The organism is Idiomarina sp. HB (assembly GCF_048059115.1).
Taxonomy (GTDB): domain Bacteria; phylum Pseudomonadota; class Gammaproteobacteria; order Enterobacterales; family Alteromonadaceae; genus Idiomarina; species Idiomarina abyssalis.
The window spans coordinates 160075-174668 of sequence record NZ_JAYLVU010000003.1; the positions used below are offsets into that span (position 1 = coordinate 160075).

The window sequence follows — 14594 nt, forward strand, 5'->3', positions numbered from 1 at the left end:
ACTCACAATACGTCATTACCTCGGCATTAGCCTTAATAACCAGTGCTACCCTATTTACTTTCCGTTAGCGCGACATCTCAGAAACTGAATGAAAAATAAGGATGCAAGGATGCCAAAACTCTCTAAAATTCGTCTCGTTTATTTAGCTGTTCTATACGTCACCGCCTTTTGTGCCTTTCCTGCAGCAGCGTTGCAGGCCCCAACGCAAATCCAACTGGCAAAAGTGTACGAACAGGACAAAACCACCCCCGTTAGCGACTATTTAGTAAGTGAAAAATACGACGGTATTCGGGCTATTTGGACAGGCAAGCAACTACTGACCCGGCAAGGCAACCTGATATCAGCTCCTGAATGGTTTACTGCACCGCTACCCGACGTTTGGCTTGACGGTGAACTGTGGGCAAAACGTCAGAATTTTGAGGCTTTAAGCTCTATTGTGCGCACCCAAACACCAAAAGATAACCGCTGGCGGCAAGTGAAATACATGGTGTTTGATATGCCAGACGCGCAGATGCCTTTTGAGGAGCGATACAAAAACTATTCAAGCTTAATTGAACAAATAAACGCTGAGCATATTAAGCCGGTAAAGCAGCAACGGTTTCATTCCAACCATGAGTTAAGCAAACACCTGCAAGCTATGGTTGAGAATGGCGCAGAAGGCCTGATGCTGCACTTAGCAACGGCACCTCATCAGTCTGGCAGGAGCGACGCTTTATTGAAGTTAAAACCCTATTTCGACGATGAGGCCGAGGTTATCGCCCATTTACCGGGCAAAGGCAAATATACCGGTATGCTCGGCGCCTTACGCGTGCGAAATCAACAAGGCATTGAATTTTCTATTGGCACTGGGTTTACAGATGCAGAACGCACTAACCCGCCACCTGTCGGGAGTATCATTACCTACAAGTACCACGGCTACACCAATAATGGCGTGCCGCGCTTTGCCAGTTTTTTGCGAATTAGGGAGGAGCTCGAAGATGAATAACTTTTTAAGCAAGGTGTCCATGCGTAGTATACAGAAACTAGAAAAATTGACACCCGATACGTTACAGGGTACGATTTAGTCGTGATCCGAAACTTCAAGCACAAAGGTTTGGCTAAGTTTTTCAGGTTCGGTAGCACCGCAGGGATTCAGGCCAGCCATGCAAAGAGGCTTCGGCTTATTCTCGGTAGGTTGAATGCGGCATCTGGCACCAAAGACATGGATTTACCAGGCCTTCGACTCCATAAGCTCTCCGGCAACCGATCTGGAATTTGGTCAGTGACAGTCAGCGGAAACTGGCGCGTGACCTTCCGATTTGAGGATGGAGATGCCGAGATAGTAAATTATGAAGATTATCACTGAGGTATTCGTATGTTGATGCACAATCCACCCCACCCTGGCGAAGTTGTACGAGAGCTTTGTCTAGAGCCTCTTAGTTTATCTGTAACCGCTGCAGCGGAAGCTCTAGGCGTAAGCCGGAAAACGTTAAGTGCTGTTCTGAACGGCAAGGCTGGTATTAGCCCTGAAATGGCTATCAGACTATCAATCGCATTTAATACTTCAGCGGAAAGCTGGCTAAACCAGCAGTCTCAATATGAACTTTGGCATGCCGAGCAACACCGTAAAGAACTCAAGGTTAAGAAGCTCGTTGCCGCATAGTAGAGCAATTAACGGTTGAAGCTCCAGCATATACTCATGCTCGCCGCTATGATTAATCTCAAAAGTTCCAACAAAATTTAGAAATTCTCACATGCCCATAAGAATTCAAACCGCTATCCGGCTATGCTTCAGTTTTTGATTTCCAGAGATTATCAAGTGGTGGGTTACGAAAACTCTGATACGCTTACGGAAGGCAAAATCGTTTTCCAAAAAGCCCTAAGTGAGGCATACAATGAGCTCAACCAAAATTAATTACATTGAACTACCGGCGCGGAGCCTTGAAGCAACCAAGCGCTTTTTTCAACAGGCCTTTGGCTGGGAGTTTGTTGACTATGGTCCGGAATACTCTGCTATTCAAAATGCAGGGCTCGATGGCGGCTTTTACCAATCTGACTTGGTTGCACAAACGTCAACGGGCAGCGCATTGGTGGTTTTATACAGCAAAGACCTCGAACAAAGTTTAAAAAGCGTTGAAGACGCAGGCGGTAAAATCATTAAGCCGATATTTGATTTTCCCGGTGGTCGACGCTTTCAATTTACTTGCCCTAGCGGGAATGAGTACGCAGTATGGTCAGAATAATAAGACTCCGGCACATAAATCATTTCATAGTAACTCATCTGCCCACTGGTTAGCCTTAGCAGCGTCAACCGCCGTAAAAATTTCGAAAATACCAATCTATTTATCAAAAGTTTACCTAGTCTATAAATAGGTTTTTGACCTAACTCACTCAATGAGGAGGCAATATTATGAAATATTGGGCACTTGCTTTACTTTCATCAATAGCATTAGTTGCATGCTCAAGTTCGCCTGAGTACCGTCAGGCAGAAGATAACGGCTTCGGCTATAAGGAAAGCCAGCTAAGCGACACCCAGTATCGGGTTCACTTTAAGGCGAAAGGTTCCGATACTGAAAAAGCAATGGACTTTGCTATGCTTCGCGCAGCTGAATTGACCTTACAAAATAACTACGACTGGTTTACGGTTTCCAGCCGTGAAACTCTGGTCGACAAAGAGCAGACACAGAATACATCTCAAGTAGGTTTTACTCGTCGTTACGAGCAAGTTCGCGAATGTGGCATATTGTCGTGCCGCACCACTACCAGGCCATCGACGTCCTATGAAACGGGTGTCTTTGTAGGGGGTAATCGCGACAGCGAAGTCGAAGCCATAATGAGCATTAAGTTCGGTAAAGGTGAGCAACCGGACTCAGAGTCAAGCTTCGATGCTAGCGAAGTTCATGAAAACCTTAAACCGAAAGCAGAAGGCTCCTAGTAAACAGCCTTATTAGGCAAAATCTTTCAACTTGAGGTGCCTGTCAATTGATTCCACAAGCGCTTTGGGCACCTCATGTTCAGTGGCTAACTCCCGCCACTGAGACACCGCGTTTATCACCTCATCAATAATGGCATCGATTTCTTTGCGCTCTACCTTTGGTAACTGAACGTCTGCCAGTGCGTAAAAATCGGCTCGGGTATGGCCGCTGCGCTTGCCGTTTAACGACATCCAGTGCTGCTCTACCCAGGGGTTTCCGGGTTTATAGCTAAAGGCAACGTCGTAAGCCGGACTCAATCGCCACTGCTTGTCCTCCAGCATAAAACCAAAGTTCTTGGAGTGATCATCGTGGTTGGTTGCTACGTGGTTAAAGGCCATACGGCGAAATAAGTCTATAGCGTCTGCCCGTGGCAACCTTAGCTGACGGGCAACCTGAAACAGCTCCTCATAAGAAAACGCGCCAATGTCGTGATAATTCACGTGCTTAATAGCGGTAAGCGTTTGAATGTGCTTTTTCTCATTGCCTATTCTGTCAAAGCGCTTGGTCACAAAATGGCGCCGGTTGCCTTCATCCAGCAAATGGCATGGCATCATATGAATGTCGGCTTGCGTGGCCATTAAGTAATACACATACTCCATGGCACCGTAACCTAGCGGGTCACCAAAGGTTTGCTGAGACGGGTCGCGCTCTTTTACGCCGTCAAACTTCAGCAGATAATGCTCAAAGCCCTCGGGCACCAGCCCCTGCCCGGAACGAACCTGACTGAAGTCCTTATTAAATGCCAGTACCGCCTTTGGTCTTGCGCCACCGGCGCTGGTGCCAACCGCTAACAAGGCCTGCATCATTTCTTTGTCTGCGGCGTCATCAAAGTGTGTGCGCTGACGAAAACCCTTTCGTGCATCCAGCACTTCCTGTGCTAACTTCATTAAGCTTTCAAGCTCAATGTCTTTGTTTTTGGCGTTGGTTTGATTCTTACGAGCAGGATGATACTCAAGAGCGCCCATGCCCCGCTCACCGGTATACTGAAGCCGCTCAAGCGGGCTCAAAGGTTCTGTGCGATCAGGCTGTTGCGCAACCCATTGGTTCAGTACCGCATTACCAAAGTCGTCAGGCAAAGAGTCCGCCAGCATGCCAGGCAGGCCTCTGAAGGTATCCCAGTTTAACCCCGGAAAGGAGTAAATTCGTCCCTTCTCGGCGGGCATGGTTAAAGGCGCAAGCGGAATGTTTTTTTCGACAAATTCAGATAAGTATTCGAACCGCGCAGCCGTGTCGCCTTTGTTATAACTTAAGGCACCGACAGGCTCACCTTTGTAGCGAACTTCAATGGTATTAATCACCAGTCCAGCTCCTCATTATCAGCAGGTTTCACACGCGTTTTACCGCTCGCTCGCTTCTTCTGTTTGGTGCTACTTTTAAGTAGTTGCACAGGAGAAACGCCCTCGTCCGGGAATGCGGCCAGTAAATTGTCGATATGACCCAAAGCCTGAAGAATGGCGACATAGGTCGGTAAGGTGCTTTTACCACCCTCGGCAGATTTAACCGCATTCAGTGAGACATTAGCTAAGGTAGCTAAGTCCTCCTGAGTTAAATCCTGGTTCAGCCGATACTGCCTGACTCGCTGACCTATGATGGCTGAAATATGCTCGGAATCCATATAAAGAACCTTAAATAGGCTTTAAACCGATGATTAGAGTGTAGCAGACTATTTAAGGTACGCAATTATATTTATATAAAAATCTTTATATGGACTATAAAGTGATTTAATTATGTTAAAAGCCTTTTTAAGGGCTATAAAATATTATTTAAAGAGGGTTGTTAATAACACTTGATTTGAGTATGAATCGATAGTCCGCTTCGTGCCAACAGCGGACGTTAACGCCCAGCTGCGGAAAGGTCATCTCAGCCCCGTAGGGGCGACAACAGCCGATTGTTAACTTCCATATTGTTCTAACTCTTTTAGATTCCGCCTCATGACCTCTAGCTGCTGCTCCGCAGTGATTGAATACTGCTTACCTCTTAGGACTATAGTTCTTGCCTCTAGAGGGTAAAACAAGCATCGTGCGAGCCTTATGCAGGTTATAAACACAGTTTCGGCCATGAAACGGTAATGAACGTCACCCGAATTGCTTCTAAGAATACTCCCCGAGTAATGAAAGGCTTTCAATATCTCCGACTTTTCGACTTTCGCAGAAACGTCGTCTTGAAGCCGGCAATCATGAAGGCTCTTAAAGAGAGCGTCTCTAGCGAGGTTATGGTACTTTTCATCTACTTCATTCACTGAAAGGTTCTCCGTGATGCTAACGCCGTCAGCACGCGCGGCTTTGCAGTGAAGGCGGAGCCGCAGCAGAAAGGCCGTCGCTGTGCCTGCGTCTGTTAACTGTATATTGCACGTTCTCTTGCATCTCTTTCTTTATCAGGATCTTCCTTGCTTTTTGTGGCCGACAAAAAGCAAAGGTAGTTAGCCGGAACTCCTGTTTCTTTCGCGCCGAATATGACGTGATCTAGATACCAAGAGTATGGGAGTAAAGAAGAATCGGTATTCGTTGCATAGTATGTAATAGCTTCAAAGGAACTCCCCTGATCATCAACTACCAAAACCTGCTTTTCCTGGTAACCGTAGCCCAATCCCTCAGCACTGTCGAGAGCGCCTTTCTGGGCGTCTGATATTTCAAACAACGCGCCAACCACATAATCTTCAGGATTCTTAGTAAACAACACATCGCACTTAGCAGATCCATCCTTTTTGCTCACCTTGTGAAATCGGAGAGAATGTTCAGTAAGAGTATACGTTCCTAGTCGCTCAGCACTTGGAACCCTCTCTTTCAATCTTGGAAGTGACATATTTGAGCCGTAAGCAAAGTACTTCACGCTGCCTCCATACAATTAACGCCCTACTCATACTCAGCGGACGCGTTAGCGGTCGGCTGCGGTAGTTTGTTATGTTGGCCTTTCTCCGCTGAACTCTGCTTCTGCACCACGTCCTCATGTTTAAAAAAGCTAGAATTAAATCTTTCTTCTAATTTATCCCAGTCAATAGTTAGTGCTGCTAGTAAGATTTGAACTATAATCAAGACTCCAACAAGCAATGAATATTTTCTATTGAACCGAAGGTTTTGAACCTGCATTTCACTATTCAATCCGGACAGCCTACGATCTATAGATGCTTTTAATTTATCAGCAAGCTTAAGCCTATATTTTGCAATTCTTTTTGCGCTATCTGAATAAGACTGGCTACAGCCATGAGGAATTTCTTTCTGAACCGCCAGAATATTTTCCCTTAATGATTCTAGCTTGTTGGTAGACTCGAAAAGTATGTCATAGTTTTTCTCAACCTTGTTTGAGTTCTTCAACAATGCTGAATTAGCGTACTCCGAAATCTCTACCTGTTGTTTCGCTACGTCAATAAACATTGAGATAAATATATGTGAGTCGTATAGAGCCAATCCATTCCGAGCAAAGTTATCAAGCCGGTCAAACTCCTCCAAGCTTTTGCTCTTTATAAACAACGCATCCAAATCATTCTTCTCGACCACATAACGACTTAAAAAGTGTTCTGAAGTATCGCTGCTTATTTTATCATCAAAGAATCCAAGACTTCGTCGACAAACATGAACATGACTATCATCCTCGCCTCCATCAACCTCAATGAAATAGGGCTCATTAGTATCTCGATAGATATCTGCTATTAGCGTTAACTTTGATTCATCCTTAGTTATTCGCCATAAACTAAGAACTTTTCTAGCAATACTGACCACATCGCTGCAAACCTTGTTTATATTTTCATTTATGAGTTCTTCAACTAGGTTTCGTTTGTCATGATGCTGAATAGCTCTAAATTGCTGTGAAAATGGATTTGCGGAAGCAAAGGAGTAGTATCTTTTTATCTCGCTAACATCAACGTTGGAGACCATTCTTGTTGCTGATTCTTTAAGAAAAAAATATAGGGACAAATAGTTAATTCCATACGAATACTTGGATAACGACACATAACAAGAATCACAAAATTCTGTTTCTTCCTCCATTCTTATTAAGGAAGTTACCCTATCTTCTCTGTGAAAATGAATCCAACCTAAATTTCTGTACCCGCCACCATGATCATACCTGTTTTTAAAGACGGCATCATCTCTATCAGGGTCGTAATCACCAGGAGATGCATTGGACTTTAGCCATCGGCGAATCGAATCCAAATCATCATGATCAATCTTTACAACTACGCTTATAGCTTTCCATGTGAAGCTTCCGTCGAAAAGACTGACAGCTTTTATTCGATCCTCTTTTTCATATAGATGGTGAATCGACTCTTGCTCTTTTCGAGAGTAGCTCTTTGCAATAAACCGAAGCCACTTAGGAAAAAGCCAAGGAACTAACCTGGCTAGCAGTAAGACAATTTCAGTATATTTGGCTTTTATAGGTTTCATTATTTTATTTCAGGCACAAAAAACATGACATTTATATAGTGTGCGCGCACTTTGTAACTGGTTCAATTGATAGTTTTTCTGGCTCTTAAGCTACTGATAAAAAGAAACTTTCGGTCTTGAAACTCCCTGAGAAAGCAGAGAGTAATTTGAGCATACTCAGTTACACTCCAACGGGAGCACAATATCCAACTTTAATTTTTCGTTATGTAATTGACATTAAACGACTTAAATACACAACACAATGACAAAGCGCGCAATATTGCTAAGATAAGTGAGTCCCGCATGATTGGCGTCACCTCCACCTACTAATAACAGGGAGGTTGGTCACTAGTTGAATTAAACAAAAATCCGAAAGTTCGCTCCTCTCTCAATCTTGCCCGGCGCGATTTTGGTCTTAGCTGCTCAATGTCAAAGGTAGACGCTTCTATAGAGGTCTAGCAATAACGAGTTTCCTCGTTAATCAGTAATCGCAATTTTGCGGTTTAGAATCATCGTAACCTTTTAATCTATCTGTGCACCTAACGTCGCGAGCAAGGCTTTAGGCGTGCCTCGCCCTGCGTTATTATAAACCTCATCTTCCCACAATGAAGGCACCTAATATACTTCCTACCCAGCCCATGATTTGTCCGAAGAAGAAGAGAAATAGCGCTACGAATAATCCACCCACAACCGCTTGGGTAAGCCAATTGAAGGAGCTCTTACCCTCTCTTGAGAATCTAATGTTCGGGAAAGAATAGTTTATGAGGCTGAGGATCTGCTGGTTGATAAACCCCCAAGCATTGGAGAATATAAGGAAAGCAAAAATAAAGGAAAGGACAAAATTGTTATCAATCTTCAGGTATGGGGATATCTTTATTGCCGCAATAAGACTCAAAACAAAGCCGGATGCCACTCCAAGTATCTGAACGAGAAGTTGGGTCCAGGCGGTCCTCGCCCAACCACTTAGGCTCTTACTTTTGCTTATAATCTCTAATAAGCCGTTATACATCGAGTCAACGGCATCTCCATCGTCGGAAGACACTTGGATAATACAATTATTGGGATCATTTGCATCAAACCTCAATTCACAGAAAGTGCCGTACATTCGATTCGTTCGTTCACTTTGTATGGAGTCGAGAGTAAAAATGACCCTCTCTACCTCTGAAGCTTGCTGGTAAAACCGAAACGCTTCTTGCGGATCGTAAAGTCGATACCCTCTGTTATCAAAACGGATAACATAGAACAGATCTAGCCTTTGCTCAGACTTCTCTTGTTCTGATATACCTTGAGCATCAATGGCCTTGTTTGTGGAGCTCATCTTTCCAGCCAGAAATTCATTAATAGCCTGGAGCATCTGTTCGGTAACGTTCACATTTGAAATTTTTATATCTCTAAGAAACTGTGACACCGAACCCTCTCCCTTCACTCACTTATGATGTTTGTATATTATTATTTTGCACGCTCATACATAGTAACTCTCTCAAATTAATAGTTGCCAATTTTTGAGTTACTGATTAAGAGCACATTCTGGTCTTGAAAAGTTTCGAACTATCAAAAGTAATTTGAGCATGCTCAGTCACCCTCCATCGGGCGTACATACAATATCCAACTCTGATTTTTCTTTATGTGATTGACAGTAAACGACTTAAATGCCGAACACAATAACAAAACGTGCAATATTGCTGAGTTAAGCGTGCCCTTCATGCTAGGCGTCATCCGCTCTTACTTGTAGCAGGAGGCGACTCATTAGTTGAATCCACGAGGAAAAAGCCAAGGTCTGCTCCTCGCTCATTGCAGACTGACAATCATCTACCAAAAGCGGATCTGATGGCTCTGAGTTCAGTTCCTGCGTACAAAACAGCAACGCTGGCTTGCTTTCTAGTGTTACTGTGGCAATCAAATTCCGCTTAACATGTTAACTACCCAGTCTCCCCAGATCTGTGAGCGGAAAACTGTGTAAATCGAGATCGCCAATAGGCTAAACAGTGCAAGAGAAATAAGGGTACTCCAGTGAAGGCGGCGGTCCGTTCTCCAGTCGTACACCATAATCGATAAGTAAACCAATAACATAATGATCAGCATCCCGTATCCCGGCAGCCCCAGCACATGAGTAATACGAGACAGGCTCTCTGGCATCATTTGTATAGCAGAGGCCAACATAAATCGTTTGTGGTGCGTTGGAGTGCGTATATTAAGCAACCCCAAAATGTATAAAGTTGCAAATATGGTCCACTGCAAAAAGGTTCCGCCTATCAAGCCTCCTGCTCGCGTTCGAGCGCTTGCGTCGGAAGGGTCAAAAGCCCCCATATTAACCAGGTAGTCGTATAGTCCCAGCACCATCATTACACCAGTCGACAAGATACCTATCACCAGCATGACACTCAGTTTTCCCATACGTCTATGTGCTTCCATACGACCGGTTCTGGAAAGCCTTAACTGATTAATAAGTAACAGGTACCAGGCAGCACTGCATGCTCCATGTAAGCCTATCCATAAAGTGAATCGTCCGAACTGTTCATGATTGACGACCCCATTAAGAATAAATCCAGAAAATACTACGACAGTAATGAAAACGGCTAAGCGTGAGAAAAAAGTTGAATCTTGAAACTGGGGTTTAATCTCAGGCGGCGTTGTTGGTGTTGAGGTTGTGTGCATTAAAATGTCTCGATCTAATTGGACTTCCCAGCTTTAACTAGACAGTTTTTAAGCTAGAAAGTAAAAAATTTAACATATTGATTTGTTTGAGATTACCGTATTCTCAACTACATTAACAAGAAAATTAAAAAACACTTATGGTAGGGATTGGCGCTACTCCTTGACCGTCACTTTTCTAATGCTTGAATCTTGCTATTAGCTCGGAGCTGAAGGTCTGCTAAGAGCGAGGACCGGACCTTAGAGTTTTTGCCTAACCTAATTGATTACTCACCTCCCTATCATTGGTAAGTTTGGATGACACGAATAAGGTACGGCACACATATCTCTGCGTTATTACACGTTTTGTTATTGTGTTGTGTATTTAAGTCGTTTACTGTCAATGACATAACAAAAAATCAAAGTTGGGTATTGTGCGCTCGTTAGAATCGAATTGAGCATGTTCAAGTTACTTTCGCTCATTTAGAGCGTTTCAAGGTTGGAATCTTTTTAGGTCAGTAACTTTAAGCTAGGTAATGATCAATTTAACGAGTGACAAAGTGTGTATACACAATATAGAAATGTTAGCCATGAATATCGAGATATCGGATGATTTTTAAGAAATTAGAAATGGATAATTTGGGGCCAATAACTCATTTATGTGTGGAGTTCCCTAAAGTTGGGCAAAGTCCAAAACCTCTCATCATCGTCGGTGAAAATGGTTCAGGAAAAAGTATCTTTCTGTCTCACCTCGTAAATGCTCTAGTGGTAGGAAAGCAAGAAGTATATGAGGATGTTGAAGTTGAGAAAGGCAAAGTATTTAAATATAGAAGTCCAAACTATATAAAATCCGGTGAGGCGTACTCATTTTCAAATGTAGAGTTCGAGTCTGGCGAAAAAGTACAGGAATGGCAACTTGCAATTTCAAGAGCAAGCTTTGAGCGCGACCTGGGCTATACGCCGCTTAGACACGAATGGAATCATATTCCAAGTTCGGAAAACTCACACTTCACTGCTAACTTTCAGGAAAACCAAGAAAATACGAAGAAAATTTTCGCACAGCAGTGTTGTTTATATTTCCCCGTGAATAGATTCGAAGAACCTGCGTGGCTAAATTTAATGAATTTAAAGGCTAAAGCAAGCTACACGGAGCTTAAGAGAATATCTGGATATTCGAATAGGGAAATTATCTGTACATCACCCTTGAAAAATAATATTAATTGGCTGCTTGACCTGATTTTTGATAGGCAGGCATTTGAAATACGAACTCAACAAGTAGCGCTTCCGGCACCAGGAAAGCAACAACCTGCTGTAGTTCCAGTTTTTGCTGGCTATCAAGGTCCAAGTTCGAGCCTCTACGAGGCAGTCCTTAAGGTAATACGAGTCATCCTAAAAGAAAGTGGAAATATTAGACTTGGGGCTGGCACTAGAAAGAATCGCCAAATTTCGGTAATGAAAGATGAAAAGGTTTGGGTTCCAAATTTATTTCAACTTTCCACTGGCGAAGTTCAGCTGATTAATTTGTTCCTTTCAATTATTAGAGACTATGATCTTTCAGAAGGAAAACTTGAAAGCCTCAATGATATTAAAGGAGTAGTAATAATTGATGAGATCGACTCGCACCTTCATGCAATCCATCAGAAAGAGGTCCTCCCTGAGCTGATTAAGTCATTCCCGAATGTCCAGTTTGTTATTACAACTCATGCTCCGCTTTTTCTTCTTGGGATGGAGAAAGCAGTTGGGGAGGATGGCTTTGAAATAATCAATATGCCAAATGGTGAAAGAGTTTCAGCGAGTGACTTTTCTGAATTCGTATCTGCCTACGAAGCTTTTAAAGAAACCACAAGACACCGAGAAGAAATTACTTCTGAGATTAAGCAGCATGCAAAACCAATTGTATTTTTAGAGGGTGATTATGATATTCGTTACCTAAAAAAGGCGGCTGAGCTGCTGCGTAGAACGGATGTATTGGACAAGGTGCAGTTAAAAGATGGGGATGGATTTGGAAACTTAGATAAAATTTGGAAAAGTTATAACAACTCTGTTTCAGAAGTGGTCCCCAATAAAATAATACTCCTGTACGACTGTGACACAAACAAACAGGATGCTCAAAAAAACCTTGTATTTAAACGAGTATTGCCATCAGTTCAAAATAACCCTATCTCAGTTGGAATAGAAAACTTATTTTCAAACGCCACAATTGATAGTCTCGAAACGAGCAATCCACAATTCATTGACTTTCAAGAAGGAACCAAGAAAAGAGTTAGAGGAGTTGAAATAAATACTCCTGCTTCAAAGGCTGTCAATAAGGATGAAAAAGGTAATATGTGTAATTGGCTATGTCAAAACGGGACAGCTGAAGATTTTTCAGAGTTTGAAATGGCTTTTAGGATTATCGAGAACATAATCAATGGCTAACAAAGCATTCCAGCGGACAGGCCGCTGAATGCGGCGTTAGATTTTTCAAGGAGCGTATGTGGATATACCTTCGAAACATGTTTTTGATGCGTTAATGGATAAAGGAATTGATGAGTTGCATCACGCAAATAGCGTTGCGACCGCATGTCAATTTCTACGGTCTCGCTCTTTGATGTCTAGGGGAACTGTTGAGCGGCTTGGGGTCACACAAACACCTCAAAGCTCGGATGACCTAGATAAGCGTTATGGAATCTGGTTTGATGTCTTCGCTGATTCCGTTGACATTCATAATAGAGCTAGAAGAGCAAATGCCTACGGACCGGTAATGTTTGTCTTCAACACGGAGCTAATCAATAGGTCCTATACGGGCCGCATCTGGGTGACGAAGTTAAACCCGACAAAGTGGTCTAGGAAATCTGAAAAACAAAGGTGGTTTCAAGACAAGGAAGATCTTGAAGACAATCTTACCAAAGGCACTTTCGATCAAATGTTAGTATTCCGCCATTGCGGTGGAGAGCTTCCATTTAAGAAGTTCTTGAAAAGAATCGTCTTAGATGACCCACAGCGTACGAGCGAAGAAGATGTGGACTTCTATAGTATGGCAGTGGGCGCATTAAAGCTCGCCATGTCTTATAGTGACCTGGACATTCCTATTGAACGCCGTGTATGCCGAGTAGGCTGCAAATGCAATGACAATTATGGCGAAGATGATGAACGTTTGTACATGATGTTTGACCCAAAGATCTAACAAACACCTTAAATACGCTCCCTACGGTCGCCGGACGCTCGCGCCCCGTTTATGTGGGAGTTCATTGTCCGCTCTTGGCACTGAGCTGAGGCTTATTCAATGAGTTGTAGCACACACTTACACTGTCCGACTCTTTTCTCAGAGCCAATTGCTTTGGCCGTTTCTTAGATGCCTCTTTATAAGCCTTTTAGCTTTACTGCTAAATTTTCATGAGACTGATGCAAGACAACCACGCTAAACCAGCAAACTTTACATTCTTTTATCAAACCAAATCTCTCAAGATCTGCCATCATTCTTATAGAAGCTGCAGTATTAAACAAAATAGCATTCCACTCTCTTGCTGAGCAGTCAGTTTTACCGTTAACAATCGCTTTTGCTGAATCTGATATTATAGAGAAGTTTGCTTTTAACTTTTCCCTTTCTTCAATCAGCGAAACTGCGGTTTCTGCAGTAGTGTTGATGCCTTTGAAAGAGCCCAGGGTTATATCGTTGAGAAGGCCAATATATTCGTCTGAATGCTTTAATATACTCCTCGCATCAGTAGTATCTTTTTCAGTAAAAGAGCAAGCGTCGTTTGCGTTGGCGCTAGATATGGTAGCTAGAAAGATTAACACTAAAACTCTAAGCATTATTTCCTCAATAGTATTTATAGTAGTTAAATAGGTACCTGTTATTTTAATTGAACTTTCATCGATGTCATCGTTTTACTTTTGGATAGAGGTCAATATCGGTACCCTACTGCGGTACTTCATCGGGAAAGTTTATAACTATTTGCTTTGGGATGACCCACTAGTTTGCTCAGGAGAGCTCCCGGATTACGTCAGCTCTTGGCACAGGGCTGCCGTAGCAGCCCCCTAACAGTCAAACCTCAATTGACTCGGAAATATCAAGTGCGTCATCGACTTCAATTCCAAGGTAACGCACCGTGCTTTCCAACTTCTTGTGGCCTAATAAAAGTTGGATAACTCTGAGATTCTTAGTTTTCTTATAGATAAGATATGGCTTGGTTCTTCGCATTGAATGAGTACTGTACAGCGAACGATCCAAGCCTAGCTTCTCGATCCAACCGTGAAATATCCGGTTGTACTGGCGAGTCGAGATATGTTCTGCGTCAGTAACTCTCGATCTAAATAAATAATCTGATTCTGATAGATTCGCTTGCCTGATCCAGGCGGATAGAGAGTCTCTAGTTCCTTGAGTTATCTCGAACTGTACTGGACAACCTGTCTTCTGCTGCAAAACATGAGTCCTGGTAAGCAGCGAACGACCACACGAAACATCCGATACTTTCAGTTTCACTAAATCACAACCTCTAAGCTTGCTATCTAAAGCGAGATTGAAAAGAGCCAAATCTCTTGCCTTTCCTTCAAGTTCAAGGCGTATGCGAATACCCCAGATATGGGATATCTGGAGTGGCTTTTTCTGTCCTATAATTCGATCTTTATTCCACGGATATGCTTGTTGAACTGCCATGAATAATCTCCA

15 protein-coding genes are annotated in these 14594 nt (G+C 43.0%); 7 read left to right on the plus strand and 8 right to left on the minus strand.

Translation table 11 applies throughout. The features are described 5' to 3' along the window. Window positions 1-109 precede the first annotated feature (109 nt). The 5 genes from VBY75_RS10125 to VBY75_RS10145 all read left to right on the plus strand — a co-directional run bounded on the left by VBY75_RS10125 (window position 110) and on the right by VBY75_RS10145 (window position 2914). Window positions 110-985 (plus strand): DNA ligase, encoded by an 876-nt coding sequence (locus tag VBY75_RS10125; RefSeq protein ID WP_416512313.1) that lies wholly within the window; start codon window positions 110-112, stop codon window positions 983-985. A gap of 81 nt (window positions 986-1066) precedes the next feature. Then, a complete protein-coding gene (locus VBY75_RS10130) occupies window positions 1067-1345 on the plus strand; it encodes a type II toxin-antitoxin system RelE/ParE family toxin (protein WP_416512315.1) in 279 nt (92 codons plus the stop codon). A gap of 9 nt (window positions 1346-1354) precedes the next feature. Further along, window positions 1355-1642 carry a HigA family addiction module antitoxin gene (locus tag VBY75_RS10135; RefSeq protein WP_133538888.1) on the plus strand — a complete coding sequence of 96 codons (288 nt, stop codon included), beginning with the start codon at window positions 1355-1357 and terminating at the stop codon, window positions 1640-1642. A 232-nt stretch (window positions 1643-1874) separates the two neighbouring features. Next, complete coding sequence (locus VBY75_RS10140; RefSeq protein ID WP_416512318.1) at window positions 1875-2222, plus strand: VOC family protein; 348 nt, start codon at window positions 1875-1877, stop codon at window positions 2220-2222. 167 nt (window positions 2223-2389) lie between these two features. Next, window positions 2390-2914 (plus strand): CC0125/CC1285 family lipoprotein, encoded by a 525-nt coding sequence (locus VBY75_RS10145; protein ID WP_416512320.1) that lies wholly within the window; start codon window positions 2390-2392, stop codon window positions 2912-2914. 12 nt (window positions 2915-2926) lie between these two features. Here the strand turns inward: VBY75_RS10145 and VBY75_RS10150 are convergent, their stop codons facing one another. The 6 genes from VBY75_RS10150 to VBY75_RS10175 all read right to left on the minus strand — a co-directional run bounded on the left by VBY75_RS10150 (window position 2927) and on the right by VBY75_RS10175 (window position 9967). Continuing rightward, a complete protein-coding gene (locus VBY75_RS10150) occupies window positions 2927-4252 on the minus strand; it encodes a type II toxin-antitoxin system HipA family toxin (RefSeq protein ID WP_416512322.1) in 1326 nt (441 codons plus the stop codon). Further along, window positions 4249-4569: a helix-turn-helix domain-containing protein gene (locus VBY75_RS10155; protein WP_416512324.1), complete on the minus strand. Its 321-nt coding sequence runs from the start codon at window positions 4567-4569 to the stop codon at window positions 4249-4251. Before VBY75_RS10155 ends, VBY75_RS10150 begins: the two co-directional genes overlap by 4 nt. 719 nt (window positions 4570-5288) lie before the next feature. Continuing rightward, the gene (locus VBY75_RS10160) at window positions 5289-5783 is read right to left on the minus strand and encodes a gamma-glutamylcyclotransferase family protein (protein ID WP_416512325.1); all 495 of its coding nucleotides are present in this window, start codon (window positions 5781-5783) and stop codon (window positions 5289-5291) included. Between the two features lie 23 nt (window positions 5784-5806). Continuing rightward, window positions 5807-7333, minus strand: coding sequence for a hypothetical protein (locus tag VBY75_RS10165; RefSeq protein ID WP_416512328.1), 1527 nt, complete (start codon window positions 7331-7333; stop codon window positions 5807-5809). A gap of 571 nt (window positions 7334-7904) precedes the next feature. Continuing rightward, window positions 7905-8720 carry a hypothetical protein gene (locus tag VBY75_RS10170; RefSeq protein ID WP_416512330.1) on the minus strand — a complete coding sequence of 272 codons (816 nt, stop codon included), beginning with the start codon at window positions 8718-8720 and terminating at the stop codon, window positions 7905-7907. Window positions 8721-9208: 488 nt separating this feature from the next. Further along, complete coding sequence (locus tag VBY75_RS10175) at window positions 9209-9967, minus strand: hypothetical protein (protein ID WP_416512332.1); 759 nt, start codon at window positions 9965-9967, stop codon at window positions 9209-9211. 585 nt (window positions 9968-10552) lie between these two features. Between VBY75_RS10175 and VBY75_RS10180 the strand changes: the two genes are divergently transcribed. Both VBY75_RS10180 and VBY75_RS10185 read left to right on the plus strand, forming a co-directional pair. Beyond that, the gene (locus tag VBY75_RS10180) at window positions 10553-12361 is read left to right on the plus strand and encodes an AAA family ATPase (protein ID WP_416512334.1); all 1809 of its coding nucleotides are present in this window, start codon (window positions 10553-10555) and stop codon (window positions 12359-12361) included. A 58-nt stretch (window positions 12362-12419) separates the two neighbouring features. Next, entirely contained in the window at window positions 12420-13109 is a 690-nt protein-coding gene (locus tag VBY75_RS10185; protein ID WP_416512336.1) for a hypothetical protein, read from the plus strand. A gap of 176 nt (window positions 13110-13285) precedes the next feature. Here VBY75_RS10185 and VBY75_RS10190 read toward each other — a convergent pair whose 3' ends face one another. Both VBY75_RS10190 and VBY75_RS10195 read right to left on the minus strand, forming a co-directional pair. Next, window positions 13286-13738: a hypothetical protein gene (locus VBY75_RS10190; protein WP_416512338.1), complete on the minus strand. Its 453-nt coding sequence runs from the start codon at window positions 13736-13738 to the stop codon at window positions 13286-13288. Window positions 13739-13970: 232 nt separating this feature from the next. After that, window positions 13971-14582 carry a tyrosine-type recombinase/integrase gene (locus tag VBY75_RS10195; RefSeq protein WP_416512340.1) on the minus strand — a complete coding sequence of 204 codons (612 nt, stop codon included), beginning with the start codon at window positions 14580-14582 and terminating at the stop codon, window positions 13971-13973. Window positions 14583-14594 lie beyond the last annotated feature (12 nt).